The 24,931-nt window shown below is 54.5% G+C and carries 26 protein-coding genes; 9 read left to right on the plus strand and 17 right to left on the minus strand.

The genetic code is table 11. The features are described from left to right. Positions 1–5 precede the first annotated feature (5 nt). The 4 genes from CU041_RS18575 to CU041_RS18590 all read right to left on the minus strand — a co-directional run bounded on the left by CU041_RS18575 (position 6) and on the right by CU041_RS18590 (position 4,125). Positions 6–803 carry an SDR family NAD(P)-dependent oxidoreductase gene (locus CU041_RS18575; protein ID WP_101248017.1) on the minus strand — a complete coding sequence of 266 codons (798 nt, stop codon included), beginning with the start codon at positions 801–803 and terminating at the stop codon, positions 6–8. Between the two features lie 184 nt (positions 804–987). Further along, positions 988–2,361 carry a mechanosensitive ion channel family protein gene (locus tag CU041_RS18580; RefSeq protein WP_233433175.1) on the minus strand — a complete coding sequence of 458 codons (1,374 nt, stop codon included), beginning with the start codon at positions 2,359–2,361 and terminating at the stop codon, positions 988–990. A 166-nt stretch (positions 2,362–2,527) separates the two neighbouring features. Next, positions 2,528–3,454, minus strand: coding sequence for a DnaJ C-terminal domain-containing protein (locus CU041_RS18585; protein WP_101248069.1), 927 nt, complete (start codon positions 3,452–3,454; stop codon positions 2,528–2,530). Positions 3,455–3,648: 194 nt separating this feature from the next. Next, positions 3,649–4,125 (minus strand): RT0821/Lpp0805 family surface protein, encoded by a 477-nt coding sequence (locus tag CU041_RS18590; RefSeq protein ID WP_101248070.1) that lies wholly within the window; start codon positions 4,123–4,125, stop codon positions 3,649–3,651. 146 nt (positions 4,126–4,271) lie between these two features. Between CU041_RS18590 and pdxH the strand changes: the two genes are divergently transcribed. Further along, positions 4,272–4,892, plus strand: coding sequence for a pyridoxamine 5'-phosphate oxidase (gene pdxH, locus CU041_RS18595; RefSeq protein WP_101248019.1), 621 nt, complete (start codon positions 4,272–4,274; stop codon positions 4,890–4,892). Positions 4,893–4,981: 89 nt separating this feature from the next. On the opposite strand, the gene CU041_RS18600 is transcribed toward pdxH, so the two are convergent. Continuing rightward, on the minus strand, positions 4,982–5,290 hold the full coding sequence (locus CU041_RS18600; RefSeq protein WP_068518179.1) for an ArsR/SmtB family transcription factor: 309 nt from the start codon (positions 5,288–5,290) through the stop codon (positions 4,982–4,984). 327 nt (positions 5,291–5,617) lie between these two features. On the opposite strand from CU041_RS18600, the gene CU041_RS18605 reads away from it, so the two are divergent. After that, positions 5,618–6,475, plus strand: a complete 858-nt coding sequence (locus CU041_RS18605; protein ID WP_101248020.1) for a universal stress protein — start codon at positions 5,618–5,620, stop codon at positions 6,473–6,475. Between the two features lie 206 nt (positions 6,476–6,681). Further along, a complete protein-coding gene (locus CU041_RS18610; protein ID WP_101248021.1) occupies positions 6,682–6,867 on the plus strand; it encodes a hypothetical protein in 186 nt (61 codons plus the stop codon). Between the two features lie 45 nt (positions 6,868–6,912). Here CU041_RS18610 and CU041_RS18615 read toward each other — a convergent pair whose 3' ends face one another. Continuing rightward, entirely contained in the window at positions 6,913–7,611 is a 699-nt protein-coding gene (locus CU041_RS18615) for an SOS response-associated peptidase (RefSeq protein ID WP_101248022.1), read from the minus strand. Between the two features lie 220 nt (positions 7,612–7,831). On the opposite strand from CU041_RS18615, the gene CU041_RS18620 reads away from it, so the two are divergent. After that, the gene (locus CU041_RS18620; RefSeq protein ID WP_068518176.1) at positions 7,832–8,575 is read left to right on the plus strand and encodes an SDR family NAD(P)-dependent oxidoreductase; all 744 of its coding nucleotides are present in this window, start codon (positions 7,832–7,834) and stop codon (positions 8,573–8,575) included. Positions 8,576–8,710: 135 nt separating this feature from the next. Here the strand turns inward: CU041_RS18620 and CU041_RS18625 are convergent, their stop codons facing one another. From CU041_RS18625 to CU041_RS18655, 7 genes are all read right to left on the minus strand, one after another. Then, positions 8,711–9,217, minus strand: a complete 507-nt coding sequence (locus CU041_RS18625; RefSeq protein WP_101248023.1) for a GNAT family N-acetyltransferase — start codon at positions 9,215–9,217, stop codon at positions 8,711–8,713. A 72-nt stretch (positions 9,218–9,289) separates the two neighbouring features. Next, entirely contained in the window at positions 9,290–9,829 is a 540-nt protein-coding gene (locus CU041_RS18630) for a hypothetical protein (protein WP_101248024.1), read from the minus strand. Between the two features lie 233 nt (positions 9,830–10,062). After that, entirely contained in the window at positions 10,063–11,280 is a 1,218-nt protein-coding gene (gene hemA / locus CU041_RS18635; RefSeq protein WP_068518173.1) for a 5-aminolevulinate synthase, read from the minus strand. Between the two features lie 518 nt (positions 11,281–11,798). Further along, positions 11,799–13,190 (minus strand): aspartate aminotransferase family protein, encoded by a 1,392-nt coding sequence (locus CU041_RS18640; RefSeq protein WP_101248025.1) that lies wholly within the window; start codon positions 13,188–13,190, stop codon positions 11,799–11,801. A 199-nt stretch (positions 13,191–13,389) separates the two neighbouring features. Further along, positions 13,390–14,232, minus strand: coding sequence for a universal stress protein (locus CU041_RS18645; protein WP_068518171.1), 843 nt, complete (start codon positions 14,230–14,232; stop codon positions 13,390–13,392). A gap of 150 nt (positions 14,233–14,382) precedes the next feature. Beyond that, complete coding sequence (locus CU041_RS18650) at positions 14,383–14,958, minus strand: hypothetical protein (RefSeq protein ID WP_101248026.1); 576 nt, start codon at positions 14,956–14,958, stop codon at positions 14,383–14,385. 178 nt (positions 14,959–15,136) lie between these two features. Then, complete coding sequence (locus CU041_RS18655; RefSeq protein ID WP_233433176.1) at positions 15,137–16,021, minus strand: LysR family transcriptional regulator; 885 nt, start codon at positions 16,019–16,021, stop codon at positions 15,137–15,139. A 107-nt stretch (positions 16,022–16,128) separates the two neighbouring features. Here CU041_RS18655 and CU041_RS18660 point away from each other — a divergent pair, with 107 nt between their 5' ends. Both CU041_RS18660 and CU041_RS18665 read left to right on the plus strand, forming a co-directional pair. Beyond that, the gene (locus CU041_RS18660; protein WP_101248027.1) at positions 16,129–16,500 is read left to right on the plus strand and encodes a VOC family protein; all 372 of its coding nucleotides are present in this window, start codon (positions 16,129–16,131) and stop codon (positions 16,498–16,500) included. Beyond that, positions 16,427–17,242, plus strand: coding sequence for a glutathione S-transferase family protein (locus CU041_RS18665; RefSeq protein ID WP_101248028.1), 816 nt, complete (start codon positions 16,427–16,429; stop codon positions 17,240–17,242). The genes CU041_RS18660 and CU041_RS18665 overlap by 74 nt, the downstream gene beginning before the upstream one ends. Positions 17,243–17,326: 84 nt before the next feature. Here the strand turns inward: CU041_RS18665 and CU041_RS18670 are convergent, their stop codons facing one another. Beyond that, positions 17,327–18,016, minus strand: coding sequence for an orotate phosphoribosyltransferase (locus CU041_RS18670; RefSeq protein ID WP_101248029.1), 690 nt, complete (start codon positions 18,014–18,016; stop codon positions 17,327–17,329). Between the two features lie 244 nt (positions 18,017–18,260). Between CU041_RS18670 and CU041_RS18675 the strand changes: the two genes are divergently transcribed. The 3 genes from CU041_RS18675 (at position 18,261) to CU041_RS18685 (ending at position 21,343) form a co-directional block, all read left to right on the plus strand. Continuing rightward, positions 18,261–18,575, plus strand: a complete 315-nt coding sequence (locus tag CU041_RS18675; RefSeq protein WP_233433177.1) for a helix-turn-helix domain-containing protein — start codon at positions 18,261–18,263, stop codon at positions 18,573–18,575. A gap of 110 nt (positions 18,576–18,685) precedes the next feature. Continuing rightward, positions 18,686–20,443: a SulP family inorganic anion transporter gene (locus CU041_RS18680; RefSeq protein ID WP_101248030.1), complete on the plus strand. Its 1,758-nt coding sequence runs from the start codon at positions 18,686–18,688 to the stop codon at positions 20,441–20,443. Positions 20,444–20,557: 114 nt separating this feature from the next. Then, positions 20,558–21,343: an enoyl-CoA hydratase/isomerase family protein gene (locus CU041_RS18685; protein ID WP_101248073.1), complete on the plus strand. Its 786-nt coding sequence runs from the start codon at positions 20,558–20,560 to the stop codon at positions 21,341–21,343. An 8-nt stretch (positions 21,344–21,351) separates the two neighbouring features. Here CU041_RS18685 and CU041_RS18690 read toward each other — a convergent pair whose 3' ends face one another. The 3 genes from CU041_RS18690 to CU041_RS18705 form a co-directional block, all read right to left on the minus strand. Then, complete coding sequence (locus tag CU041_RS18690; protein ID WP_068518166.1) at positions 21,352–21,861, minus strand: DinB family protein; 510 nt, start codon at positions 21,859–21,861, stop codon at positions 21,352–21,354. A gap of 26 nt (positions 21,862–21,887) precedes the next feature. After that, positions 21,888–23,141 carry a multidrug effflux MFS transporter gene (locus CU041_RS18695; protein WP_101248031.1) on the minus strand — a complete coding sequence of 418 codons (1,254 nt, stop codon included), beginning with the start codon at positions 23,139–23,141 and terminating at the stop codon, positions 21,888–21,890. Between the two features lie 378 nt (positions 23,142–23,519). Further along, positions 23,520–24,929 (minus strand): TRAP transporter large permease, encoded by a 1,410-nt coding sequence (locus tag CU041_RS18705; protein ID WP_101248033.1) that lies wholly within the window; start codon positions 24,927–24,929, stop codon positions 23,520–23,522. Between the last annotated feature and the right edge of the window lie 2 nt (positions 24,930–24,931).

Consider the following 24,931-nt stretch of genomic DNA (forward strand, 5'->3'; position numbering starts at 1 on the left):
TGGCCTTAGAAAATGGTTTTGCGGGTAACTGTGCCTGACGGTGCGGGGCCTGTATCCGCGATATCCGCAATCCTGGAATTTTGTTGATCGGAAAGCAGAATATTCAAACCGGTTCGGGTATTGCCGTGCAGGATTTTATCCATGATGGCGGGGCACAGGGCATTGATCTGTGCCAACAGCCGTTCGGGCCAACCGATGCGCAGGTCGATCCGGTTGCGTTCAATGGCGTTGGCGATCCGGATTGCGACATCACGCGGGCGATCTTCGGATGTTGCGGTTTGCCGATGAAGCAGTCCAAGTTTCGCACTATTCATGCCTGTGTGAGTAGCGCGCGGTGCGATATGGCATACCGCGATACCATTGGCGGCAACTTCGCGGCGCAAGGCATCACTAAATCCCTTAAGCCCGGCCTTGGCTGCGACATATCCGCTTTGATGTGCCGGGGCGATAAGGCCGGCCATTGATCCGATATTGACGATCTGACCATGGCCGCGATTGCGCATGGCGGGCAAGACCGCCTGACACAAGCGCATCGGCACCAGCAGATCCAGTGTCAGCAACGCGTCGTAATTCTGATGTTCGGCAAGATCAAACGCATTGATCGCTGCCAAATTGACAAGAATATCCGGGGTGTTTTCGCGCAGTGACTTACAAACCGTATCGATCTGTTCCATCAGATCACCCTGTTCGGCATGGTCATGGGTCGTAACAATTGCCCCACGTGATCGCAGAACCGCAGAAAGCGGACGACCAATACCGCCGGTTGCCCCGGTCAGAAAGACGTGTTTGCCATCAACCCGCATGGCGATGCCCGATCGGTCGCGCCAGAGTCATAGACAAGGGAATAAACAGATGGGCAAAATCGTTCACGGTGGCTCCGCACAGGTTGCGTTGGATGCTTTTGCATTGGATGGTTCAGCGTACGGACACATTTTGTCCGATCGAGCTGACAGCAACCTGAAGGCAAACCAACCGTGACGATTATGGTTACGCGTCCTGCGACGCGCCATCGGGTTTTGGCGTTTGCGGCGGGGATTGCGGGGAACTCATTTCGATTTTGATCGGGGCGTCGCCGCTGCGCAAATGCAGGTCGCGTTGCGGGAACGGGATTTCGATATCGTGTTCCTTGAAGGCATCCCAGACATTCAGCAGGATTTCACTGATGATGTTGCCCCGGCCATTTTGCGGATCATCGATCCAGAACCGGATTTCCAGATCAACCGAATTATCGCCAAACCCGCGCAAAAGGGTGTTGGGCCCCGGGTTTTCCAGAACGCGTTGGCACTTCGCGGCGGCTTCGTTGCACAGCTTGATCGCGAAATGCGGATCGCAGTTATAGGAAATGCCAACCGGGATTTTCAGACGCAGTTTGACGTCGGAATGGCTCCAGTTTTCGACCTGGGTGGTGATCAGGTCTTCGTTCGGGATCAGGAATTCGGTGCCGTCACGGGTGTGAACAGCGGTGTATCTGGCACCCAGCGACTGGATCCAGCCAAAAGTTTCGCCAATCGCAATGACATCGCCGGGTTTGATCGACCGGTCCAGAAGCAGGATCACACCACTGATCAGGTTGGCAACAATCCGTTGCAGACCAAGCCCGATCCCGACACCAACCGCACCGCCAAACACGGCAAGTGCGGTTAAATCGACCCCGATGGTCGACAACGCAAACAAGACCGCAACCGAAAGCAAAACAAGTTTCAGAAGCTTTGCCATCAGGACCTGAACCGACGGGGTCAGGCGGTGGACTTTCTGAATGCGCTGTTCAAACAGGCGTGATGCAAATGAAGCAACCCAAAGCAATACCGCAAGTGACAGCACAGCCTTGATAATTCCGTAAACCGATACCCGGAATTCGCCGACCTGCATGGCCAGCCCGTCAAGGATTTCAATTGTCGGATCCAGCCATCCGACAATGTTCAATGCCGCCAGCCCCCAGGCAACCGCGGCAATGGTGCGCGACCATACCGGATCATTGACAATGGCAGCAGCCAGTCGAATGACGATCCAGGCATTCAGCAGGCTTGCAATCAGTCGAATGACATTGTGACGATATCCCGCCTGAACCGCGATGGCATCAAGCAGCCAGACAAACACCACCAGCAACAAGGGAAAGGCCAGATCGGGCAGAACATTGGCGAACCGCCGAAAGCCGGCATATTGCAAAAACGGTTTCCATTTTTGCAGCCGCGCCAACAGTTTTTCCAGACGCGAACGCAACAGCAATGCCGGAATGATCACCGCGACGCAGGCGACAATCTGTATCAGGATCGGGATCAGCAACACATTGGCCGAAAGCCAGTTGATTGCCTGTTCAAGCCACTTTGCGTATTGGTCCGGATTGGTGAATTGTTCCATCATGCCCTGATTGCTGTTTGGTCTTTTGCCAACTGAATGGGGATCCAAAATCCTTTGATTCCATATGGTAACACGAAACCATATTTACAGTCAGATGATTGCGGTCCAGGGTCGGCGGCTGGACAGGAACAAGAAAAAAGCCGGCAAATGCCGGCTTTTGAAATGATGTTCAGCGCGTCTTGTAGGGATGCTTTTCTGACCATTCCCGGATGAAATCGATCAGTTCATCGTCGCGTTCATCGGGAAGTTTCACCGTCAGATGCACATATTGATCACCGCGCTTGTTGCCGCGGTCAAAGGGTGCACCCTTGCCGCGCAACCGCAATTTGGTGCCGCTATTGGCGTTGGCTGGAAGCTTCATATTGACCTTGCCGTCAATGATCGGCACTTCGATCGAGCCGCCAAGAATGGCTTCGGACAGGCTGATTGCCAGATCACAATGAATGTCATTGCCTTCGCGACGGAATGTCTTGTCCGGATGGACATGCAGCTTGATCAATGCATCACCCGGTTCGCCGCCATTCATGCCGGCCATGCCCTGACCCTTGAGGCGCAAGGTCTGTTCATCTTCGCTTCCGGGCGGGATGCGGACTTCAAGACTTTTGCCACTGGCAAGATTGATGCGTTTGGTCGTTCCCAGAATGGCTTCGGCAAAATCAAGGCTCAGCTCATAGGAAATATTAGGGCCTTTGACTTTCTGGGGTTTGCGTTCCCCGCCAAAGCCGCCGAAACCGCCACCACTGCGCCCGCGTCCCTTGCCGAATATCTCGTCAAAGATATCCTCGGCATTGGCGCCGGAAAAGCCGAACGGATCACCATTGCCGCCGCCAAAACCGCCGGAACGTCCGCCGCCACGTGCGAACGGGCTTGTTTCGCGGCCGTCGGCATCGATTTCGCCATTATCGAACTTCTTGCGGCGTTCGGCGTCACCCAAAAGGTGATAGGCGCTTGATACCTTTTTGAAGCGTTCCTCGATTTTAGCGTCGCCGGGATTTACATCGGGATGGAGTTCGCGCGCCAGCTTGCGATAGGCTTTCTTGATTTCTTCCTGACTGGCGTTTTTTGAAACGCCAAGCGTCTTGTAGGGATCTTGCATGTCCAGACCGGTTGTAAAAACAAAAAGCACGTTGGTTCATTATTAGATCATGATCGGTGAAATATGAACCTTATTCGCGATCAGCAAGTCCTGTTTGCATGTGTCTTTTCAGATGTCGGAATGCGAAAAGGCGACGCCAATCAGACTGATTGCGCCGCCTTGTTCGGTGTTTTGGCCAGACGGCCAGATATTGATCAGTTCACAACCTGCCAACTGCCATCCGGTTTGCGGCAAGCGGTGCCATAGGCGGTTTCTTCTTGGCCGCCGATCATGACAGTCTGTTGATATTCGCGGCAATATTCTTGGGTCTTGGGTTCCTGATAGGTGCGGGTCGGGGTGACCGTGCCCTGAACACCGGTATCGGGGTTCTGCCAGGTGGAAGTCTGACCTGTCGGGGTCGCTTCAAGCGTCCGCTGCGTGCTTTGCGCCATGATGGCCCGGTCCGCGTTATCAAGCGAACGGCCGACCTCGCTACCGATGAAGGCACCGGCAAGCGTACCAAGTGCGACACCGACCAGCTGGCCTTTGCCTTTACCAAACTGCGATCCGGCAACCGCACCGCCAACAGCCCCAAGAAGGGTGCCAGCCGTCTGCTTCTGACCCTGGTCCTGGGCACAGCCAGCGATAAAGGCGGTCATGACGACCGGAATTACGATATGACGGAATTTCATGTTTGTTTTGCCCATCTTGTCTTTACGGTCCCAACCGATATGCTTTGCGTATATATGTTAATCAAACGATGCGTCTGCCACCGATGTTCCGAATTAGTTGCGCAGAAAGGCAACTAATTCACTCAGCCGAAGGAATTCTTTTCCCAATGGACGAAAAAAATACGCCAAAATTTGGGCACGAACCCCATGAAGCGCCCTTTGAACAGTTTCAGTCATGGTTTGACGAGGCCAAATCTGCGGAAAAGGCCTATCCGGATGCCATGACGCTGGCGACTGCCGATGCGCAGGGGCGGCCATCAGCACGGATTGTCCTGCTTAAGGGGTTTGATCCGCGCGGGTTTGTTTTCTACACCAACTATGAAAGCCGCAAGGGCAGCCAGCTTGCCGAAAACAGCTATGCCGCGCTGTGTTTCCACTGGAAGACACTTGAAAAATGCGTCCGCATCGAGGGCAAGGTATCGAAGGTTGATGGTGCTGAATCGGATGAATATTTCGCATCCCGCCCTCGCGGCAGTCAGCTTGGTGCTTGGGCATCAATCCAGTCGCGCCCGATGAGTGGCCGCTTTGATCTGGAAAAACGGGTGGCGGAATTCACCGCCAAATTCGGTCTTGGCAAAGTGCCGCGCCCGGATCACTGGGGCGGTTTCCGTCTTGTCCCGGATCGAGTTGAATTCTGGTCCGAAGGAAAATTCCGTCTGCATGATCGCAAACTTTATACCCGTGATGCCAACGATGCGGGCTGGGACATCGACAAGCTGTTCCCATAAGCCAGCCGGGCTGTAACGGATAAAACAAAACGCACAAGGTCAGATGACTTTGTGCGTTTTTCTTTGGCAAGCTTGTGCGTCCCGACAGGTCAGGCTTTGTCTTCGGGCGGGCAGAAGATTTCCTGCAAAATCACGATCACCTTCATGATGTCGGGATTGGCCAGCGAATAATAGATCGTTTGTGCTTCGCGACGGGTTTTCACCAGTCCTTCGCGGCGCAAACGTGCCAGATGCTGTGACAGGGCAGATTGTTTGATGCCCAGTTCGTTTTCCAGCGTGCCGACCGACTTTTCCTGATCCCCGAGTGAGCACAGGATCATCAGGCGCCACTCATTGCCAAGGGTTTTGAGAAATTCCGCTGCTTCGCGGACATTCTCCTGGAGTGCTTCATAATCCATTCGCCAGATGACCCATTCAAAGTTCTGTGTGTGTGTTCGTCCGATGTTGTGCTTTTGCGATTTTTAAAGGACGAAATTTTTGGTTCGATATTGAAACCGCCATCGTAATCACAACCATAGATGATACAATCATTTTATGTGTTAGGCTTAATGAAAAACGGGATCGGGCCTTTGATATGTGTAACAATGGCAATCACATAGACCGAAGTTTGATCTTGAACAAAGAAATGGGCGGCCAAAAGCTGCAAACTTGACACAGACCTGAAAAAGGCCGGGCTCGGCTTTCGGGTCGCTCGGTTATCAAACTGACTGGCGGGAGTGTGTACTATGGCAATACGAACAATTCTGGCACCGGTGGCAGGGACTGCCATTGATGAACGGGTGATGGAAACGGCCTTTCGGATGGCCAAGCGATTTGACGCCCATCTTGAGGCGCTGTTCGTTGCCGCCGAACCGCAGGACGCCATCCCGATCGTTGGCGAAGGCATGTCGGGTCTGATCATCGAAGAAATGATCCGCGCTGCTGAAAACGAAACCGAAAAACGCGAAGTCAGCGGCAAGGCATCGTTCGAGGCCGCTGTTAAGGCATCGGGTGTCGAAACATCCGATACACCATCCCGGGAAACCAAGCCGACCTGCGCCTGGCGCAAGGATAGCGGCCGCGAAGATGAAACCGTTGCCCGCCGCGGGCGGCTGTTTGATCTTGTGGTGATCGGTCGGGATCCCAAGGAAGCATCTGCGTCACTGACCTTTGATGCCGCGCTGATGGAAACCGGGCGTCCGATCTTGGTCGCCCCGGAAACAGCCCCGGCAACGGTTGGCGAAAAAGTCATGATCGCCTGGAATGGCGGGGTCGAAGCTGCACGTGCCGTGACCTCGGCCATGCCGCTTTTGCGCAGTGCCAAGGAAGTGACAATCGTCAGTATCGGCGATGTCCCGTATGGCCGGGCCTGTGGCAAAGCATTGGCCGAGCAGTTCCGCTGGCATGGAGTCGAAGCCAGGGTCGTTGACAATACCGAAACGTCAAATGTGGCTAATGCCTTGATTTCCGAGGCGGAAAAATGCGGTGCGGATACGATCGTTCTGGGCGCTTACAGCCATTCGCGCTTCAAGGAGATGATCCTTGGCGGTGTGACCCAGGATATGTTGGCAAAATGCACCTTGCCGCTTTGGATTATGCACTGACGCAACGGTTATCTTAACCATATGATTTCGCGGCGCTAACCGGCAGTTTCGCGTTCGAGAAGGAAGAAAGGCGCATCTTGATGCGCCTTTTTTTGTTGCACTCGCGAACAATTCGCGACAGGGTTACGGAAATCTTACAAAGACGAAACCCCGATAAACGAGGCGTTTCGCATTGAGGAAGAGAAACGTCTGGCAGGGGAATTCCCATGTTATCATTGCGCGATGTCATTGATTTCGCAGCCATGTCCGAGGATTTGGCACATGAACTCAACAACCCGAAGGTCGGTCTTCCCGATCTTGGCGCCGTTGTTGCGGGCAAGGCCGGTCTGGCTTCGGATATGTGTGGATGCGGTGCAGCGCCCTGTGCGGCAAATGATGTTGATCTCGACTAGTCCTGCCGGGATGTAAGTGCTGGTCGAACCCGTTTGCGGGTGATCCTACTTCGAAAACAAATCAATCTGATTGCGATCCGGGCCGGATGTTTGGGGTCCCGGTGTTTCTTCGTGCCAGGCCAGTATGTGGTCGGGCAACGGGCCCAGCATGTGACCAAGATCTTCAAAGCCGATCATCGGGTCCAGCCACGGTGCGATATGATTGGGGCCGATAATCGCGGGCATTCGGTTATGAATATGGGCAATGGCGGGTGACGGTGCGCAGGTAATGATGGTGGCTTCGCGTCCATTTTCGAGTCCTGCGAACAGAAACGGCTGATGATCGGGCAGGGTGATCCGGTTTTTGTGTTTGGCCGCGCCATTCTTGCGCCATTCATACCAGCCCGTTGCCGGGATCAGACAGCGTCGTTCAAGCAGCGGGCGAAAGGTCGGCTTTTCACGAAGGGTTTCCGCCCGCGCATTGATCATCGGACTGTTCAGGCCGGGCACGGTCAATCCCCAGGATCGTATCGCAACTTTTTGACCGGGCAGGATGACGGCAATCGGGTCTGTCGGACGGCGTGTACCCGTCAGCCCTTCAAACGCGGCATCAAGATCATCTGAAACGTCATCTCCGACCTCATCATTGGCATTGGCTGTGCGGTTTTCATCCTGCATTGCCATACGCCGGATATCTTCCATATTCAGCCCAAGCTGAACCTGAAAAGCCCGAATGTCGCTATTAAGATCAAATCGACTGCACATATCTTTTCACCGATGCCGTGGCCCGATCATAACGGCTAATGCATGTCATGCCAAACAGCGTGACGCTGTGAAATGTGCGATGTGCTGTTAAAAAATTGATCTTTTCCGGGCTTTTGCTTCAATGGTTTGCTGTGGCAATGCTATAAGAAGGCAATCACCCGTCAGGCCCGATCAGGGCCGGGCCGGTGAAGATGCCCCAGTCGCGAAGTGAGCAGAATAAATGACCAGTAGCGCCCCGAAAACAGTTGTCCTGACAGGTGCCAGCCGAGGCATCGGTCATGTCACGGTTGGATATTTTGCCCGGCGTGGCTGGCGCGTGATTTGCTGTTCACGTGAAGCGCCGCCGCCAAGCTGTCCGCGCGATCCGGCACAGGGGATCCACATTCGTGCCGACCTTTCCAAACCCGAAGATGTCGAATCCTTTATCGCACAGGCCAACGAAGTTCTGGGCGATGATCCGCTGCATGCGCTGGTCAATAATGCCGGGGTGTCACCAAAGACCCCCTATAAGGAACGATTGGGCTGCCTGAACGGGGATATCGGTGCCTGGCGCGATGTGTTCGAGCTTAATTTCTTTACGCCGCTGACACTGGCGCGCGGTTTTGCCGCTGCTTTGCACCGTGGCAAGGGGGCGATTTGCAACATCACCTCGATCGCCGGGCATTATGTGCATCCGTTTGCCGGATCGGCCTATTCAACGTCAAAGGCGGCCCTGTCCGGGCTGACCCGTGAAATGGCGGTGGAATTTGCCGAACTGGGCGTGCGGGTCAATGCGGTGGCACCGGGCGAAATCAAGACCGACATGATTTCCCCGGAATATGAGGCACTGGTGCCGCGTATCCCGATGAACCGCATGGGAACCCCCGAAGACGTGGCCGCAGCAGTACATTATCTGGTCGGCGATGACAGCAGTTATGTCACGGGAACCGAAATCTTTGTCACTGGCGGTCAGCACCTTTATTAGGTGCTGACATGACGGTGCGCGAAGAAGGTCAAGTCATTCAGATCATGTTATAATGTCTGAACGGGCCGGGGCACGACCCATCTGCGTTGGCTGTGTCAAACAGCGCGCGCAAGTCCTGGTACTTGTCGTCGGTGTCTAGGCAGACGGTTTGATATCGAATGCCGGATCGTAATCGACATTGCCGGTCGGGATGTCGTTGATCAGTGGCCGGGCCATGAAATATTCGTCAGGCACACCGTCAAGCTTCAACCCGGGCAGGGGGGCAAAGCCAAACCGGCTGTAATAATTGGGTTCCCCCAATACCACACAGCCGCGCGCGTCATTGGCACGCAGATGACGAATGCCGCTTTGGACAAGTTCGGAACCGATTCCCATGCCTTGCCGGTCCGGGGTAACGGCCACCGGTCCCAAACCGTACCAATCGCAATGCACCCCGTTGATGCGAACAGGCGAAAAGGCAATGCAGCCGACCAGTTCGTCGTCTTCTTCGGCAATCAGTGAAAGTGTCAGATTGCCGCTTTTTCTGAGTGCATCAACAATCAGATGTTCGGTTTGTTGGCTATGAGGGGCCGTTTCAAAAGCACTGGCCAAAAGCGCATTAATTGCCGCGAAGTCTTTTTCGGTTTCTTCACGTATCAACATTTTCCGTCCCTGCCTGTGACGTTTGACCGGCTTCCTGCTGGTCTTCAGTCACGACTATAACGGGAAAATGTCTCAGGCCAACAGGCTTTTCAGCCAGTCGCGCTTTTGTTCAAGTCGTTTGACTTCCATTTCAAGCCAGCCGGTGAAATTTCCGGCCTCGTTGGAATGCTCTTCGCGAAGGGCAAGAACACGGTCAAGATCAAGCTCGCAGACATCCTGAAGAATCTCGATCTGTTCGGCGCGGACATCGTCATCAAGAAGATGCAGAAAACGCATTTTGAGCGCCATGATCAGACGGGAAAGTTCGCCCGATGTATCGCGCAGGTTGCCCTGCATCAGTTCGACGAATTTTTCATGGCCCGCTGTCGTCAGGCTCAGTTGCGCGTCGGAAAATGATCCGTTCGCGGTGTCTTCCTTGACCAAACCTTCAAGTTTCAGAAGCTGAAGCGAGCTTCCCATCATATCAAGCGACGGCCCCATGATGTGGGACATGAAATGGCGCACGGAATTGGCCAGATCGGCATAGCTGATCGGTTTGTCCGAAAGGGCAAGGGTGCCAAGCGCGCAAAGTCGCAGACATTCTTTGGGAAGCAAGGTTCTATCCGAATACATGATGCGGTCCCTGTGTGATAACGGGCCCGACGTTAACGCGAACGGTTCTTAATTGCAAGTTGGATTTTCCGTATCGAAACGGGCAACCCGTATGCAGACCTCAATATAGAACGCGCGCGTGCGAAAGCAAATGTCGGACATCAATCACATAGCGGTACGGGCTGTCATTTTGACCAGATAACAAAGGCCGGGGCAAATGCCACCGGCCTTTGTTATCTGGTCTGTCTGGTGTCTCAGGCAGCCTTGGAAATGCCGAGCTGTCCCCAGACCGTCAGAAGCGAGTCGATCAAATGATCAATCAGCTCGTCATCATGAAGCGGACCGGGGGTAAAGCGCAGGCGTTCGGTGCCGCGCGGAACGGTCGGGTAATTGATCGGCTGAACATAGATGTCATGTTCAAACAACAGGCGGTCGCTGGCTTCCTTGCACATGGCGGCATCGCCAACCATCAGCGGCACGATGTGGCTTGGCGCGTCCATGACCGGAAGGCCGGCTGCACGCATTCGCTGACGCAGGGTTTCTGCACGTTCTTTCTGGGCCTGGCGTTCCGCATCGCTTTCCTTGAGATGACGGACAGAGGCAAGCGCACCTGCCGCAATGCTTGGCGGCTGGGAGCTGGTAAAGATAAAGCCGTTGCCGAAGCTTCGCACGAAATCAACGATTTCGGGTTTGGCCGCGATATAGCCGCCAATCACGCCAAAGGCCTTGGCAAGTGTGCCCTGGATGATGTCGACACGGTCCATGACGCCATCGCGTTCGGCAACACCGCCGCCGCGCGGGCCATACATGCCAACCGCGTGGACTTCGTCCAGATAGGAAATGGCGTTGTATTTTTCACAAAGATCAAGGATCTGCCCGATCGGGGCAATATCGCCATCCATCGAATAGACCGATTCAAAGGCAACGATCTTGGCGCGTTCGGGGCCGATATCCTTCAGGATCGCTTCAAGATTTTCGACATTGTTATGTTCCCAGATCCGGCGTTCGGCCTTGGAATGGCGCATGCCTTCGATCATCGAATTGTGGTTTTGCGAATCCGAAATGATCACGCAATCAGGCAGCTTGGAGCCAAGTGTCGACAGCGTCGTCCAGTTCGCAACATAGCCCGACGTCATCAAAAGTGCGGCTTCCTTGCCATGCAAATCGGCGAGCTCCTGCTCAAGCGCGACATGAAGATGGTTGGAGCCGGAAATGTTTCGGGTACCGCCCGCACCGCCGCCCTGGCCGGTGATGGCATCCTGCATGGCGGCAAGCACCTTGGGGTGCTGTCCCATGCCAAGGTAATCGTTGGAACACCAAACAGTAATTTCACGCGGGGCGTCACCATTGCCCGGATGGTACAGGGCCTTGGGGAATTTGCCGACAATACGTTCAAGGTTGGCGAACACGCGATAGCGACCTTCTGCTTTCAGGCCTGACAACGCGTCTTTGAAGAAGTTGTTATAATTCATCTTTGGTTCTTTCGCCTGTCTCTGTGTGACCAAGGTGGCTGGTCACAAAGCTCTGTCAGCGCCCCGACCTGATCATGGATCCGGACGATCCGTCTTTTGACCGGGGCTTGATTGTTCCCTTATCGGACATGGCAACCGATCGGGCATTGACCCTTGTCAAAAATTAAAGCGATTCCAGTTTTGTTTGGAACCGTCCGAGCAGAGAAGGTGTTTCGTCTCTCGTTTGTCGATCTTGCCCAAGAGGCGTCCCGTATCGTCAAATGCGGACGCGCCCCGTCTCAATACAGTTCCCAATTTGGGCCTATTGTCTTCATTTGGCAAGGATTTGAACGTATTTGGCCGCACAATTATATTGATTTTAGATATAGATAAAATCGATCAATTGTTTGATTGCGTTTGATGGGTTTCTATTTATCGACGTAAGGCCAAATTGTCACTTGCAGTCGTGGAACAAAAAATCCCGCGCAACCATACGTGTCGCGCGGTATTTGAATGTCATTCTGGCGGGATGAACCCGCTTAACGGGACGCGTGCCAGGCAGTCAGGCCGGCCTCAACCGCATCAAACATTTCGTGGATCTGCTGTTCGGTGATGATCAGTGGCGGGCAGAAGGCAACGGTATCGCCCAAGGCACGCAGGATCACACCCTGTGCAAGGCAGGCCTCGGCAACCGCCTTGCCCGCCGCGCCATAGGGCTCGAACGGCGTTTTCGCGCATTTGTCCGCAACCAGTTCAAACGCCCCGATCAGGCCACGCCCTCGGGTTTCACCAACATGTTCGAACTTGTTAAGGTCTTTAAGCCGTTTCTGGAACGGCGACATGACAGTGCGCACATGTTCGATGATGCCGTCTTCTTCATAGATCCTGAGCGTTTCAAGCGCGACCGCTGCTGCCACCGGATGACCGGAATAGGTAAATCCGTGGCCGAATGTGCCAACCTCGTTCGAACCCTTTTTGACCGCCTGATAAATCTTGTCATTGATGAACAGGGCCGAAATCGGCTGATAGGCTGATGACAGCTGTTTGGCGACCGTGATCATGTCGGGTTTGAGGTTGAAGGTTTCAGTCGCGAACATGCGACCGGTACGGCCAAAACCGCAGATCACTTCATCGGCAATGAACAGGATGTCGTATTTTTTCAGGACGTCCTGGATCTTTTCGAAATAGGTGCGCGGCGGCACGATGACACCACCGGCCCCCATGATCGGTTCGGCGATAAATGCACCGACGGTTTCGGGGCCTTCGGCCTGAATAAGGTCTTCGAGCTGTTCGGCAAGGCGGGTTGCGAAATCTTCTTCCTCTTCGCCGGGCTGTGCTTCCCGCCAGTAATGCGGTGTTTCGGTGTGAAGAATCCGGTCAATCGGAAGATCAAACAGTTTGTGGTTGCCCGGAAGACCGGTCATCGACGCCGCGGCAACCGTGACGCCGTGGTAACCTTTCTTGCGCGAGATGATCTTTTTCTTTTCGGGCTGGCCGATGGCGTTGTGATAGTACCAGACCATCTTGACCGCAGAATCCGTTGCCTCCGAGCCGCTATTGGCAAAGAAGACCTTGGACATCGGCACCGGGACGATTTCCAGAAGCTTCTCGGCCAGATCAATCGCCGGGTTGGTGCTTTTGGACGCAAAGGTGTGATAATAGGGCAGGGTGTTCAGCTGCTTGGTGGCGGCTTCGACCAGGCGCTTTTCACTAAAGCCGAGCGACGCACACCAAAGGCCAGCCATGCCTTCGATGATCTTGCGACCGCTGTCATCAATGACATAAATGCCGTCGCCGCCGGTAATGATATGCGGGCCGGTTTTTTCATGCGTGACCAGATTGGTATAGGGATGCAGATAGCTTGCGACATCGCGGCTTGCATCCGAATTCCCCGGGACGGTCGGATTGACGTTGGTGGCGTCGATGGTCATTTCGAACCTCTTAATTCTTGATGTGGGACCCTGAAACCCGAAAGCTGTTCATCGCACTTTAAGCTTACCGGTGTGCGGCGCAACTCTTTCCTGATCAGACCGGTATGTTCCTGTTCGGTTCGGGTCACAAAACAACAAAACCGGTCAGATCGACTGACCGGTTTTGTGTGGTTTCTGTGTCAAACGTGATGATGGAGGATCAATGCGACATCAGAACCGGAACCGTCATGTGGCGCAGAAGATGCTGGGTCACACCGCCCATCATCAGTTCACGCAGGCGCGGGCGGCCATAGGCCCCGCAAATCAGCAGATCAATGCTTTCATCTGCCGCACGTGAAAGCACCAGATCGCCAACACTGATACCCGATGCATTCATGGTTTCATGGCGCACCTTGATGCCGTGGCGTTCAAGGCGCGCGGTCACATTCACACCGGGTACCGGCATGGTATCGCGTGCACCCTTGTTCGGGTCGGCGCACAGGATAAGCGCGGATTTCGCACCTTCGAGGATCGGCATGCTGTCATTTACGGCACGGACGGCCTCGCGATAGGGTTTCCAGGCCACCATCACACGTTCGCCGATCGTATCGAAACGCCCGACATAGGGTACGACCAGAACCGGTGCGCCCGATGTCAGAATGACCTTGTCGGGCATGTCCGATGCCGAACACGGATCGGAACTTTCAGGATCATGCTGCCCCATGATCGTCAAATCATGGTGACGGGCATACATGGCAGCGGTATCGGCAATTTCAGATGCCGCACAGGCTGTCTGCTGCCAGCTAAAGGCAATACCGGCTTCCTTGCAGGTATTTTCGAATTCCTTGCGCGCATCATTGGCGGTTTCGGCCATGGCTGCGCGCTGCTGGGAGATGATTTCCTCGGTGATCTGAACTTCCATGAAGCGCGGAATTTCGGCATAGGGCAAAAGAAACAGACCCGTAAGGTGGGCGTTCTGAGCCTTTGCAATTTTCAATGCGACCGAAAGACGTTCCTTGCACGCTGGCGAGGTGTCGATATGAACAAGAATATCCCGATACATTGGGCGATCTCCGTTGGGTGAAAGACGTGGCGCAGACCAGAACGGTGCCAAGCCCGACAGGCCATAACGTCATGCCAACCAAGATATCGGGGTAATCGGAAGTTTTCTTTGTTCTATCTCAAATTGCAGGTCATTGAGGATAAAAGATCTTCAACCGTCAACGCCGGGCTGGGTCATCGGGATGACCTTTTCCATAGAAGGTGCGGTGTTGTTGGCGGGCGGGGCATCCATAACCGGTTTCATCGGTTCGCTGTCCTCGATCGCCGGCATGGCGGACGATCCGGACGATCCGGTTGAGGGCATCTGCATATTGTTGCCCGACATCATCGACAAAGTTTTGTGCAACTGCTGGGACAGTGTTCCCCAATTGGTCTGAAGCGTTGCACAGGCTGCACTATCGCCTTCCTGAACGCAGCGTTGCGCCATGCGGTCAAGGATGCCAAGTGCTATGCGTGCCTCGTCGATCTGTTTTTGCTGAATCTGGTCAAGTGCCTTGCGATTGGCGTCTTCCATCATCACCAGATTGTCCTGGCCCTGCGGTTTTGTCGCCATGCCAGACGGGGCCGCCGGGGCACGGGATACACCGGATGGCGCCCCCCATGGCGTGACAAGGGTTTGGGAATCGTTGGTGACAGTGACCGGTTCCTTGGCCTCAAGCAAACACCCGGACAAGGCAAGACCCATTGCAATCATGGTCAGGCATTTGGCCGTCTTGTGCGTCGACATGCGTTGCTCCTTTGACCGTCGGGCGATCGCCCGCATCGCGTCATCTGTTGTCCCGGGGCCGTCACAGTTGGTGCTATGACTTTGCTTTTGCTTGGGAGCATATTGAACGTGGTTGTTAACGCTGTCCAGTCTGCGAGGATGAACAATCCATCATTGCGATGTTTGGTGCGCCGAACACCTAAGTCTGAGCAAGATTCAGCCGAGGATCATTTTTCAAGGACTTGCTGATCCAGCGCATGGTTTCGCGGATGCGCGAAATATGGCGCAGATCAGGATGGGTCAAAACCCAAAGCCTGTTTGCAGGAACATCAGGCAGCTTTGCCAGCAATTGCAAACCGGGCCGGGCAAGATCAGCAGGCAAACAGGCAAGGCCACATCCCGCATGTGCAAGTTGCGCCATGGCAATCAGATCATCTGTTCGATGTTTGTATGGTTTGCGAATATGTTGATCGAGCCACTTGAACGTCGCGTGACCCACAAGGTTTCCTGCACCACCGATGAATCTGTGATCGAACATCGTGTCTAGCCCGTCCGGTGTGTATTTTCCTGTTGCGCCGTATATCCCCCATTCAATTGTTCGGACTTCGGTACCAACGAGATGGTCTGGCGGGTTTGCCGCAACGCGAATGGCGATATCTGCATATCGCTGTGTCATATTGAATTCCAGATTGCTGGCAAGCAATTCCACCTGAATTTCGGGCCAGCGTTGATGAAGTTTGGCGATGCAATCTGGCAAGAGAAAATATGAAAAACTGGTCGGGGCGGTTAATCGGACCAACCCGCCAAGGTCAGTATCGGCACCGGCAACATGAGTGCTGATGGTATCGAAACTATTCATGATCTGACGGGCGGGAACGAGCATTTCATTTCCCGTGTCAGTCAAGTGATATTGACCGCGTATTCGATCAAACAACCGGCTTCCTGTTTGCTCCTCCAGGGCGTGGATATGGCGAAATACCGTAGTGGTGCTTACCCGGATTTTCTGTGCTGCCTGCTCGAGATTTCCCGTTTCGACAATGGCAAGAAATGACTTGATGTAGTTCCAATCCACCGAATACTCCATTTCAAATTTGCAATTAAATACTACAAAGTTGCCTGTGTATTGCAAAATTGAAATTACCTACATTGGTCGACATACGGATTTCACCTTCATATGTCAGGAAAGAAAACATGATCGGATACACATCACTCGGCACCAATGACTTATCCCGTTCGGGCGCGTTCTATGACGCATTGCTTGCCGGCTTTGGTGCGCAGCGGGTCTTTGAGCAGCCGGACTTTATCGTTTGGAGTGCTAGCGAAAACGTCCCTGCGTTTTCGGTGCATGTTCCGTTTGACGGGAATGCGGCGACGGTTGGAAATGGCACGATGATCGCACTTTCAACAGCGTCGCGTGATCAGGTCGATGCGCTTTATAAAAAGGCGATCTCGCTTGGTGCGACGTCGGAAGGTGAGCCGGGTCAACGACATGAAAGCGGGTTTTACGCGGCCTACTTCCGCGATCCGGATGGTAACAAACTCAACATCCATCATATGGGCTAGGGCGATGATTGGTTGTGATACTAAGGGCGATGAACTGATGACATCGTATCATTTGATCGGTCACCGGCTTTGCCCCTATGTCCAGCGTGTCGCGATGGTTCTGGCGCAAAATGGCATTACCCACAAACGCACAGACATTGTCCTTGATGCCAAGCCGGACTGGTTTCTGGGGCTAAGCCCAACCGGAAATGTTCCTGTTTTGGTGGTTGATGATGGGCGGACCTTGTTTGAGGCCGCCGCCATCTGCCAATACCTTGAGGCAATAGCGGGTAAAAGCCCGAATGCGACGGATGCCTACGACCTTGCCTTTGCGCAGGGGGTGGTTGCGATCGGGGATAAGTTATTATCCCTCACGGCAGATATGATTTATCGCGATCTGTCTGAAAACAGCTTCGATGCAACGATGCATCAGATCCACAAACAGATGTCGATTGTGTCCGGTCTTGTGTTGCCACAGGCCTTAGGCGCGGGCAAAGAGCTTTCGATGCTCGATATCGTTTTTGCGACGGTTTTTCGGCCTTTCGCCCTGATCGCGGTCGCGCTAAACCGGGAACTGTTTGCCGGTTTTCCCGGGTTGCGTGGTTGGGCAAGCGATTTGGCCAAGCACGAAACGGTCCGAAACGCAGTGCCCGCCACCTATTATCGGGAACTGCACGAGTTCATCGCGTGCAAGGGTGGATATCTGGCAAACCGTTTACGCATGATACCGCAAGACAACATTGTGCTTGCGCCACCAAGCTGATGACGTGATGCGCAATAAAGGCAACAAAAAAAACGCCCGCTTGGTTGAACCTGCGGGCGTTTTGTCTTTTGGGCTTGTTGCAGTTTAGTCGTGCTTGCCGCCATTGGCCTTGGACCAGCCGATCGGGTCGTTCAGGAAGGAACGAACACCTTCGATGGCTTCCTTGCTGAAATATTCGCCTTCTTCGGCAACGGCCAAAACATCGGCCCAGGTTGCCAGATAATGCATTTCGATGTCGTCTTTGCGCAGTTCATCAAGTGCGCCTTCGAAAATGTCATAGAAGAAAACGACAAAGGCATGTTTGCACTCGGCACCGGCTTCGCGGATCGCATTGACAAAATTGACTTTCGATGCGCCATCGGTTGCCAGATCTTCGACCAGAAGAACACGCTGACCTTCGTGAATGTCCCCTTCGATGCGGGCCTTGCGACCGAAACCTTTGGGTTTTTTGCGGACATACTGCATCGGAAGGTCAAGGGCATCTGCCAGCCACGCCGAATAGGGGATGCCAGCCGTTTCACCACCGGCAACCGCGTCGAATGCCTCGTAACCGGCGGCATCAGAAACCTGACGGGCCGCAAGTTCGATGACCTTGCGGCGCGCTCGCGGGAATGAAATCAGTTTGCGGCAATCGATATAGACCGGGCTGGCCCAGCCGGACGTAAGGATATAGGCTTCTTCCGGGCGGAAATTCACCGCTCCGATATCAAGCAAAATCTTGGCAACGGTTTTCGCGGCATATGTGCAATGCGCGGTCGGATTGGCGTTGGTCATGACGAATTTACCCTTCTCGGATCGTATATTTGCCGACCTCTTAACGCTTTCTGCCAAAAAGCGCAAAGAAAAGCCGCTGACCATTTGGTCAGGTTTGCCGGTGTTGCCGGCTGATCGGGTGTCTATGCCGGTGCTGATTTTTCCATGTTGCGCGTAATGTGGTATCACAAGCAGCAATATTGATGTTTTAAACATCAATATTATGGTTTAGTATCGGAGTTATGCGCATTGGGTCCTTTGGGACGTGTGCAAGGACGACGAAGACAAAGGTGCCGATATGATTACAGCCGGACAAATGCGGGCTGCGCGTGCCCTTTTGGGGATTGATCAAAAAACACTTGCCGAAATGGCGGGGGTATCGGTGCCGACCATTCAGCGGATGGAAGCCAGTCAGGGCAATGTTCGCGGAGTGGTCGATACGTTGTCAAAGGTGGTCACGGCCCTTGATCGTGCCGGTATCGAACTTATCGGTGAACAGGCACCCAGCACAGCCACGGGGCGCGGTGTTCGATTAAAGGACCCGGTGTCACAGCCTGCCCGCGACGATAACGCGGTTTAAGAAAGACGCCCTTGTTCAGGGCCAAAGTCCATTGACGAATAGTGCGGTTGCCCGGTTTTCTGAACGGGGAACCGTTTTGTGCAATCACTGTCACGAGGTTGCCAGACACCATGAAGACAGCAACACCAAACAAGGGCCGCGCAACCGGCCCGGGATTTGTGGAGCTTTTCACCCCGAAACTCATCACGGTTTTACGGGAAGGCTATGGTCTTGCGCAGTTGCGCGCCGACGCGATTGCCGGATTGACGGTGGCAATCGTGGCCTTGCCCTTGTCGATGGCCATTGCCATCGCATCGGGGGCAAGCCCGGCCCAGGGGCTTTATACCGCGATCATCGGCGGTATTCTGGTATCACTTCTTGGTGGAAGCCGTTTTCAGATTGGCGGACCTGCGGGGGCATTTATTGTGCTTGTCGCGGCAACGGTTCAGCAACACGGGATGGATGGCTTGTTGCTGGCAACAATCCTTGCTGGGGTGATGCTGGTTTTGATCGGTTTTCTACGTCTGGGAACCTATATCAAGTTCATTCCATATCCGGTTACGGTCGGTTTTACGGCCGGTATTGCCGTCATTATCTTTGCAAGCCAGATCAAGGATCTTTTGGGGTTGAAGCTGTCGGGGGCGGAGCCCGGACCGCTTCTTGAAAAATTGCCGGTCATCTGGAATGCCTTGCCCGGAACGGATCTGACCACCGTGGTCCTGTCGGGGCTTACAATCCTGATAATTGTCGGTCTCAAACATCTGCGGCCACATTGGCCCGGAATGTTGATTGCGGTGGCCTGTGCGGCAACGGCGACCGCCATGCTTGATTTGCCGGTTTCAACGATCGGCAGTGTCTTTGGGGGCATTCCCGGTTCATTGCCGGTGCCGTCGCTTCCGGAAATCACGGTGGCCAAAATTCAGGCCGTTTTGCCCAACGCCATTGCATTTGCGTTGCTGGGTGCGATTGAGTCTTTGCTTTCGGCGGTGGTTGCGGACGGGATGACGGGGCGGCGGCATCGTTCAAATTGTGAACTGGTGGCACAAGGTGTCGCCAATGTTGCGTCGGGTCTGTTTGGTGGCATCTGCGTGACCGGCACGATTGCGCGTACTGCAACCAATGTGCGTTCCAAGGCACATGGGCCGGTTGCCGGGATTTTGCACGGGGTTTTCCTGTTGCTGTTCATCCTGATTGCTGCACCTTTGGCCAGCTTCATTCCGCTTGCATGTCTTGCCGGTGTGTTGGCGGTGGTTGCCTGGAACATGATTGAAAGACATGCGATCATCACATTGTTGCGGTCTTCGCGTGGTGATGCGGCTGTTTTGCTGACGACATTGTTGCTGACGGTGTTTCGCGACCTGCTTGAGGCGATTGTGGTCGGATTTGCTCTGGGATCGGTTTTGTTTATCCGCCGGATGTCCAATATCGCCGATGTCGAAAGCGACACGCCATTTGTTGCCGAAGACCGCGCAGACAGTCAGGTTTCAGTACCCCAGGATGGAACCGCCTTGGCAGGCGATCGCGATATTGTTGTCTTTCGTATTTCGGGGGTGTTTTTCTTTGGCGCGACGGCGGCGTTCGGATCGGTCCTGGATCGTATTGGTGATACGCGCCGGGCACTTGTGATCGATTTTTCCGCAGTTCCATTTCTGGATTCAACAGCGGCCAATACGCTGGCGGGGTTGGTACAGAAGGTGCGCGGGCGCGGCGGGAATATTGTCTTTTGCGGGACCAAACACGATATCCGGCGTGACCTTTTTGTCCACGGGATGAAGCCACCAATGGTACATTATGAAGCCGACATTGATCAGGCGGTCGCCTGGCTGAACAAACGGCTTGATCCCGTGGTCACGGCAAAAACCGAACTGACGGGCAAGCATCACGCCTGACGCCGACTGCGATGAAGTTGTTGTCTTATATTGGCAAATTGGATGTTTCGGTTTATTCGGTATAGTTATACCGATTTAAGCTGTGCCAAAACAGCAAGCCCCAAAGGAAATGTCATGACCGACCAGACCGGATTGAATGTTGCCATTGCAGATGGCATCGCGACTGTCACCATTTGCCAGCCTGAACGCAAGAATGCGCTGACAAAGCCGATGTGGGGCACGCTTGCCAATATCGCACAGGAGCTTTCCGACGATCTTGATCTGCGCTGTATTGTTATTCGCGGCGGCGACGGGGTCGGGTTCGGCGCGGGGGCCGATATTCATGAATTTGTCCGCGAACGGGCCGGTTTCGAAAAAGCCCGCGATTACGGGTTGCTTCATGCCGAGGCCCTGCAAGCAATCCAGAACTGCACCCATCCGGTCATTGCGGCAATCGATGGTCCGTGCATGGGGGCATCGTTTGTCCTGGCATCGGCCTGTGATCTGCGCATTGCGGCGGATAACGCCAAATTTGCCGTGCCGCCGATGAAACTTGGCGCGACACTTGGCTATCCGGAGCTTGAGATCATGCTTGATCTTCTGGGGGAGGCCGCCTTGTTTGAAATTCTTCTTGAAGGACAGGTGTTTGGTGCCGAACGCGCCCGCGAGATCGGCTTTGTTGCCCGTCACGTGCCGATTGCCGATTTTGATGCCGAGATCGACAAGACCGCCCATCGCATCGCCGGTGGAGCACCAATTACCCAGCGCCTGCACAAAAAAATGATCAATCGCCTGCGTCAGGGCGGGGCAATTGACGCGCGCGAGTTTGACGAAGGCTATCGCGCCTTTGACAGTGCGGACTTCAAGGAAGGCTACACCGCCTTCCTTGAAAAGCGCAAAGCTGTCTTTACCGGCAAATAGGCCCGGCTTTACAGCGGCAGGTCGGGCGTTAACGGAACGTCCGTGATGCCGTAATCAATGCCCATCTTGTGCAATTCACTGGTGATTTGCGATCTGTGATGGGTTTGATGGTTAAACAGCTGCATCAGGAAAAGCTGGCGGGGCAGTTTGCGCTTGATCCCGTCCAGCCCCTGTAATTCGCGAATACCGTCCTGCCAGGCATGGTCATTGGCATCGACAAAGGCGCCGATTTCACGATCAATCCGGATGCGCTGTTCTTTCAGATCGTCAAAATCATCGGCAACAATGGTGCGTGCATCATACGGGCCGGCCTGACCGGTCTTGAGGATGTCGAGAATACGCAGATCGATATAAAGAATATGGTTCAGCGTATTGTGGATTGATGTGAAAAACATGTTGCGATCACGGCGGCGTTCCTCGTCGCCAATCTGTTCACACAGATCAAACAGAACCGCATTCTGCCAACTGTTATAGGTCGCCATGCAGCGCCCGTAATCGTTGAAATTCATCTTTGCCATGGTTGATGGTGCTCCTTGGAAAGGTCTTAACCCGCTGCTTCGGTCGAGCGCGTTTCATGTAAATTCGCCGTGATTTCCGATGGTCGGGCCTCTGCGATGAAATGGACCATCACATTGGCAAAAATCCCGAAGCCCAGCATGGACAAGGTCACCGGCAACAAGGTTCCGTCGTGGAAATGGCCGATCACCATGCCCGCCACGGCACCGGTTGCGAACTGGATGGTGCCCATCAATGCGGTCGCGGTTCCGCCAATATGGGGGAAAAACTGCATGAAGGATGCGGTCGCACTGGGCGCGGTCAGGCCGATCATTCCGACCGAAATCATCACCATGGGTACGACGCTATAAAGGCTTGGCTCAAAGACATTGATCGCCAGAAACAGTCCGATGACGGCTGCCAGCTGAATGGCGGCTGCGATCTTAAGGATCTGATGGAGTTCCAGACGTTTGAGCAACGGCGTGTTCAAGCGGTTGCACACCACGATCACCAGAACATTGGCACCAAACAGATAGGGAAACTGGGCCGGGCTGACGCCAAAGAAATCGATATACATGAACGGGCTGTCAGTCAGAAAGCTGAACATCACCGCACTTGCCCCGGTATGGGTCAGCATGAAACCGACTGCACGCCGGGTGCGCAAGACTTCCAGATAAGTCCACCAGACGCGCCGGGTCGGGCCGGCATAATGCGGGCGGAACCGGGTGGTTTCAGGCATTCTGAACCAGACAACCCCCAACATCAGGCTGCCATATACAATCAACAGAACAAAGATCGCCTGCCAGTTAAACCAGACCAGCAGCACCGAACCGACCGTCGGGGCGGCGAGCGGGGCGATCATCATGATCACCGCAATCAGGGCAAACATCTTTGCCGCTTCCTTGCCCTCGTAAAGATCACGGACAGATGCCCCGACCACGACAAGCGCAAAGCCACCCCCAATCGCCTGAACAAACCGCATGACATTCAGCGTTGCCGCACTGTCGACACCGGTAATGATCGCACTGGTCACGATATAGATCACAAGACCGCCAAGGGCGACCGGTCTGCGTCCGACACGATCGGAAAGCGGCCCGCCAATCAGCTGACCCAGTGCAAAGCCGATCAAAAAGGTGCTGATTGAAACTTCCACCGCATGGGTGGCAGTGCCGAAATCGGCTGCCATGGCGGGGATCGCAGGCAAATAGGTGTCGATTGCAAACGGCGCGGTTGCAATCAGGGCTGCAAGAAGCAGGGCCAGACGTTTGGGATCGGGCCGGGTATCGGGCATGGACTTTGCCATATGTCTGCATTCCGTTTCATTAGGGGCGCTTAGGGCGCATATCCCTGATTGCCGGCGCAAGTCGCCATTGATTTGCCAATGCGTGGGGCGCAAAGGGCCGCGCACAAATGTGAACGCGGGTCACGGTCGGAACCAGGACAGGAAAAGGCAAATAAACGGCGCAACTTTGCGTCCGGGCTTGCGCGATTGTCGATCACGCCATCAGGGACAGCAACCTGAAACGATTGAAGAAAGATCATTATCCACAAGATCGCTGTTTTTTCCAAGCGCGACAGTTTGCCAAGTGCGGAATGGCAGCCATGCATGCGCATGCAAAAAAGGCGACACCGGTTTGCGGTGTCGCCCTTTGGAAGATCGGTTTCCGTGAAACGGGAATGACTAGTGGGTCATGATCCGTTCCGGCCCCATAAGGGTTGTCGGAAGCCAGGTCGATATCGCCGGGACATAGGTAATCAAGATAAGGAAGCCCAGCAGGATCATCAGCCAGGGCAGGGCTGCCTTGACAACCTTGAGCAACGGCATGCCCGTAATCCCGGATGTCACAAACAGGTTCAGACCCACCGGCGGCGTGATCATGCCGATTTCCATATTGACCACCATGATGATGCCCAGATGGATCGGATCAATGCCCAGCTGCATGGCAATCGGGAACAGGATCGGTGCCATGATCAGAAGAATGGCGCTCGGTTCCATGAAGTTACCGGCCAGCAACAGGACAATGTTCACCACAATCAGGAAGCCCCATGCCGGGAGTCCCCATCCGATGATGGTTTCGGCAATGGTGTGCGGGATGCGTTCAGACGTCAGGACATGGGCAAACAACATCGCATTGGCGATGATGAACATCAGCATGATGGTGACTTTGCCAGCATCCAGAAGAACGTGACGCACATCCTTGTCAAATGGCAGCAACGCCAGTGCCTTGCCCATTTGCGGAACGTTGTGAGCGATCAGGCTGCCGATGCTTTTATTGCCGTTTTCCGGGACCCAGGGCATTTCCTTGATCGGGCCCATGTCACGGTAAAACAGTACGGCGACAAACATGGCATAAAAGGCGGCAACTGCTGCGGCCTCGGTCGGGGTGAAGACCCCGCCATAAATGCCGCCCATGATCAGCAGCACAAGCAACAGCCCACCAGACGCCGAGAACAGGGCACCACCCCATTCGGCAAGTGACGGACGCGGCTGGCTTGGCAGTTTCTTGATGCGTGCAACGATGTAAATCGCAATCATCAGCATCAGGCCGACCATGATGCCCGGAATGACCCCGCCCAGGAACATGCGCCCGACCGAAACTTCGGTCGCGGCCGCATAGACCACCATAACGATGGATGGCGGGATCAGGATGCCAAGCGTCCCGGCGTTACAGATCACACCGGCGGCGAAACTTTGCGGATAACCTGCGCGCACCATGCCGGCGATCACGATCGAGCCGATGGCAACCACGGTTGCCGGGCTTGACCCCGACACAGCAGCAAACAGCATGCAGGCCAGAACCGATGCCATGGCCAGCCCACCGGGGAACCAGCCCACGGTATCAATGGCAAACCGGATCAGACGGCGGGCAACCCCGCCGGTCGAAAGGAATGCCGATGCCAGAATGAAGTAGGGGATGGCAAGAAGGGTGTAATGTTCCATCCCGCCAAACAGCTTTTCGGCCAGCGTGGCAAGGCTGTCATCGCCAAACATCAGAATGGTCGCAAGCGAAGAAACACCAAGCGAAATGGCGATCGGTGCGCCCAGTGCCATCAAGCCGAACAGCAGGATAAACAGAAATGCGATAGTCATGA

Origin of the sequence: Thalassospira povalilytica (assembly GCF_002844235.1) — a bacterium.
Lineage (GTDB): Bacteria > Pseudomonadota > Alphaproteobacteria > Rhodospirillales > Thalassospiraceae > Thalassospira > Thalassospira povalilytica.